Origin of the sequence: Archangium sp. (genome assembly GCF_036388035.1) — a bacterium.
Taxonomy (GTDB): domain Bacteria; phylum Myxococcota; class Myxococcia; order Myxococcales; family Myxococcaceae; genus Archangium.
This window is the reverse complement of record NZ_DASVSO010000652.1, coordinates 1-4,393: the sequence shown is the minus strand read 5'-3', so window position 1 is coordinate 4,393 and position 4,393 is coordinate 1. Positions and strand designations below refer to the sequence as shown.

General features: G+C 67.7%; 4 protein-coding genes. 2 read left to right on the top strand and 2 right to left on the bottom strand.

What is annotated here, in order from left to right:
- The coding region (locus VF697_RS26765) for a hypothetical protein (RefSeq protein ID WP_331099557.1) at positions 1 to 559 on the bottom strand (559 nt) is incomplete at its 3' end.
- Between the two features lie 553 nt (positions 560 to 1,112).
- On the bottom strand, positions 1,113 to 3,068 hold the full coding sequence (locus VF697_RS26760; protein ID WP_331099556.1) for a carboxypeptidase regulatory-like domain-containing protein: 1,956 nt from the start codon (positions 3,066 to 3,068) through the stop codon (positions 1,113 to 1,115).
- Positions 3,069 to 3,148: 80 nt separating this feature from the next.
- On the opposite strand from VF697_RS26760, the gene VF697_RS26755 reads away from it, so the two are divergent.
- Positions 3,149 to 3,766, top strand: a complete 618-nt coding sequence (locus tag VF697_RS26755) for a glutathione S-transferase family protein (RefSeq protein WP_331099555.1) — start codon at positions 3,149 to 3,151, stop codon at positions 3,764 to 3,766.
- Between the two features lie 258 nt (positions 3,767 to 4,024).
- Positions 4,025 to 4,393, top strand: a 369-nt coding sequence (locus tag VF697_RS26750) for a hypothetical protein (protein ID WP_331099554.1), incomplete at its 3' end; no start/stop codon positions are given.

The window sequence follows — 4,393 nt, the reverse complement described above, 5'->3', positions numbered from 1 at the left end:
CAGTCAGCCATTCCGACAAGGATTGGAAGGCCAGAAGCCTCGGAGCGCAGTCCCCAGCTTTGGAATAAGGCGTTTTCTTGTCCCGGGCGCCTCCTGCAAGTCCTTCCAGAAGGCACCCGCTCCTACACCTTGAAAGGGGTGCGTCTAGGAACTCCAACGTTTCCTCGTGGGAGAAATGATCGTCGGTGTGGTGTGCGAATCGCTCAAAGAATCTATCGTACAATGCGCGTCCGTAAACCCAAGGAAGTTTTAGTTCCCCACTGAGCAGGTGCTCATGCAGCATGAGTTCGACTGCATCAATGTTTGTTGCACTTGGGTCCACTAGTAATTCATGGTGGGAGAACGCGAGGAAGAGCGCAAAGACCCTCTCTGCAGCTGAACTCTCAGGGAACTCTTCGGTCAATTCTTCAGCAACCGTCTGACCAACGTCGCTAAGTGATATTATGTCGGGTACATTTGCAGGGGGCTGAAGCTTTTCGGTGATGATTCCTTTGATGTATATTACGCGTGCGGCCGCACATCTTGCAGCTTTTTCCCTCATTGCCTTGTCGGGAAACACTCGTTCCAACTCTGCTTCCGATTTTTTTGACATTGATCGTGTGTGAGATTGTTGTGGGCGTGGAGAATGGCGACCAAGTCACAGCATACCTTGGGATAGGTACACCGCTCCATGGGATTTTTTGGGTGTGGTGGATGAGTGTCCCGTCTACATGGGGAATGTTGCCTCGCCACCATCACCAGCTGCGCTATGCTGCGTCATGGCGCGTGACTCCAGTGAAATGCTAAGAGCCAGTTTCGGTAGGCCTCGCCCCTGACCGGCTGCTCCTCGGTCGAGGAGAGGACGAGAGCGCTTGGCGAAACAGTCTCTAATCCTACAGTCGTTGTTCCCTCGAAGGCGCACGGCCCATCCCCAGGGAAGTGCGTCTGTAGGAATAAGTTGACAAAGGATCACCCCTTCAACGACTGGTCAGACCGAGTGACGTTCATCGTGTGGCTCTCCTCCTCATGCAGATGCCGCTTATGACCGGTCATTTGAAAGAGGTAGTGGCGCATTATAAGTTGGCTATCGCGTTGCTGTTCCTGAGAAGACGCTGGCCACGCGGCGCAAGGGACTACCGCCGGATGCGCCGCCGCGTCACGGTGATGTCCACGATGGGGGGCGCGCTGCCCTCCACCTCCGCCGCCGAGCCCCGGCGCACTCCGAGCACCAGCCGACTGCCCTCGGCGCCGCGGATCTGCTGGATGGCGTTCGCGAAGCCGAGCTCCGCCACCGGCCGCCCGTCGATGCGGACGATGCCGTCTCCCACGGTGAGCCCCGCCTCGGCCGCGCCTCCGCCTGGCATGACCTCGCCCAGGATGAGCGCGTCCTCTCGCGCGGAGAGCACGGCTCCGATGCCCACCAGCTCCACCTGCGGCTCCTCGCCCTCCTCCGTCTTGCGCAGCTCGATGGTCTGCGCGGGCGTGCCCTCGGGGCGTACGACGAGGCCCGAGAAGAGGCGGCTGTGGTGCTTCTCGGCGGAGACGAACAGGGACACCTCGCCCGGCGGCAGCCCTTCGAGCGTGAAGTGGCCTCGGGCGTCCGTGAGGGCGTCGTAGCGCACGGACAGCGAGCCACCCATGCCCAGGCCCTCGACGAAGATGCGCGCGCGCTCCAGCGGCTTGCCCGAGCCGTCCTCCACCACGCGCCCCGTCATCTTCGCTCCGCGCGAGAGCGAGACGTCCGTCGTCACCACCCCGGCGGCGCCCTCCGTCACCCCCACGTCGGTCTCGGAGGGCGCGTAGCCGTGCGCGGCCACCTGCACCACGTAGCTGCCGGCTGGCACTCCGGCCAGCTCGTAGTGGCCCTGGGCGTCGATGAACGAGAGCTGCACGAAGGGCACCCGCTGGAGGGGGCCGCGCTTCGTGTCCACGCCCAGGGTGAAGGAGGGCACGGGCTTGCCCGTGGCCGCATCGCGCACCGTGCCCGCCAGCCGTACCCCCTGCGAGAGCTTCAGCACCAGGTCCTTCCGCCCGGAGGCCACGTCCCGGAGCTCGCCGGGCGCGAGCCCCATCAACCGGGCCGTGACGTCATAGGCTCCTGATTCCAGGCCCTCGACCGCGAAGCGTCCCTCCGCGTCCGTCACCGTCTCGTAGCCGAGCGGATCTCCGTACGTGCGCGGCCAGGCGCTCGCGGCTGTCTCCACGGCCACCAGGGCCCCGGGCACGGCGGCGCCGTTGCCGTCCACCACGCGTCCCGCCACCCCCTGTCCCGAGGTGACCGCGGTGCCCTCGCGCTTGCCCAGCCTCAGCACCAGGCGGCGCGCCATGGCCACCGGCGGCGTCACCTCGGCCCGGGCCGAGGCATGGGCGGGGTGGCGGGCCTCCACGGTGGCTCCCTCGGGCGCATGGAAGCGGAACTCGCCCCGCGCATCGGACTCGTAGCGGTCCGACGTGGGGAAGAGCACCGACTCCCCCCCGCGCCCGGTGAGCACGCGCACCTGCGCTCCCGCGACGGGCTGTCCGTCCGGGCCCTCCACCCGGCCCCGCAGCTCCACCTCGGGCGTCAGGGCGAGCACGATCTCCGAGATACGTTGGCCGGGCACGGCCCTGAGGCGGATGGGGCTCTGTCCCCAATCGGGGCCGAAGGGCAGGTAGCCCCGGGCCGTCACCACCGCGAGCTGCCACGGGCCCGGTGTGTGCGGGACGAAGCGGAACTGGCCGCCCCGCTCGGAGTGCGCGGACACGGCGCCTTCCGCCGAGGCGAAGGTCAGCTCGGCGCCCTCCACGCCCTCGCCCGTGGTGGCCGAGATGATGCGGCCCTCGAAGGCTCCCTGCGGCTCGGCCGAGTCCTCGGCTCCGGTGGCGGGCACGAGACGCGAGGGCGGGGTGGCGGTGGCGTGCGTCGGCTCGCGTCCGGGTGACGTCTCCGGGTCCTTCCGGGCCGGCGCGGTGGGCCCCGGGGCCGCCTTGCCTCCACCCTGGGACACCGCGGTCTCCCGCTCCCGCGCGCCACCCCTCAGCACGAGGAGGACGCAGCCCACGAGCACCAGCACGACGACGAGCAGCCCGACTGTGCGCTTCCGATCCATGGCACGCAAGGGTAGCGCAACCGGAAGGCCCGTCTTATACCCTCGCGCCACTTCAACCCCACCCTGGGAGGAATCAGCGCATGAAGGTCCACGGTCATCCGATGAGCACCTGCACCCGGAAGGTCCTCACCACCCTCGCCGAGAAGGGCCACGAGGCCCAGTTCGTGCTGGTGGATCTGATGAAGGGCGAGCAGAAGTCGCCCCAGTACATGGCGAAGCACCCCTTCGGCGTCATCCCCTTCCTCGAGGATGACGGCTTCACCATGTACGAGTCTCGCGCCATCAGCCGCTACCTCGACGCGAAGCTGTCGGGGCCCAAGCTCGTCCCGAGCGATCTGCCCTCGCTCGGCCGCATGGAGCAGTGGATGAGCGTCGAGCAGTCCTATTTCAGCCCCCACTGCATGACCATCGTCATGGAGATGTTCTTCAAGCCCATGCGCGGCGGCAAGCCCGACCTGGACAAGGTGAGCAAGGCCCGGGACGAGACCGCCAAGGCGCTCGACGTCGTGGACCGGGCGCTCATGACGCAGGGCCACCTCGCCGGCGACATCTTCTCGCTCGCCGACATCTGCTGGATGCCCTACCTGCAGTACCTCTCGGCTACGCCCCACGGCACCCTCATCACCGAGCGTCCGCACGTGAAGTCCTGGTGGCAGCGCATCAGCACCCGGCCCTCGTGGAAGAAGGTGAGCGGCTAGTCGTCGTCCCGAGGCCGGAGGGAGCAGTGCCCTCCGGCCCCCCCGCCGTCTCGGTGGGGCCGTGCCCGTCGCACGGGTCCGCGGGAGCGCCCCGCCTGGGTGCCCCGGACCTGTCCCGGTTGCCTTCCCTTTCCTCGCCATCCCATCGCTACCTCGCGCCCGGAGCGGACGCTCTCGCGGCCGCACGGATGGCCGCTGACCGCGAGGTCGTGAACACGAAAGCGGACAGGCGCGCCTCGGGGGGCTATCTTAAAGGTCATGTCGAAGACACGACCGGAAAAGTCGCCCCCCCCCTCGGGCAAGTGGTTGCGGCGCTGGCTCACCCGTCCGCGACTCCTCGAGCTCGCGGGGGCCTGGGTCTACGACAAGGGGCAGGGGATGATGGGGCGGGGGCGCGTGCTCTCCTGGGTGGCGACGCCCGAGACGGTGCGAGGGGAGGTGCTCGGCCGCAACCGCGTCCACCTGCCGGTGGCGTTGTCCGCGGACGAGCGGGGCCTGCTGGGCGAGTGCCAGTGCCCCCGCTTCCGCGAGTCCAACATCTGCGAGCACGTGGTGGCGCTCGGGCTGGCCGTGCTCGCGGTCACCTCGCCCGAGGAGGGCCTGTCCCCTCCGCCCGCCTCCGACGCC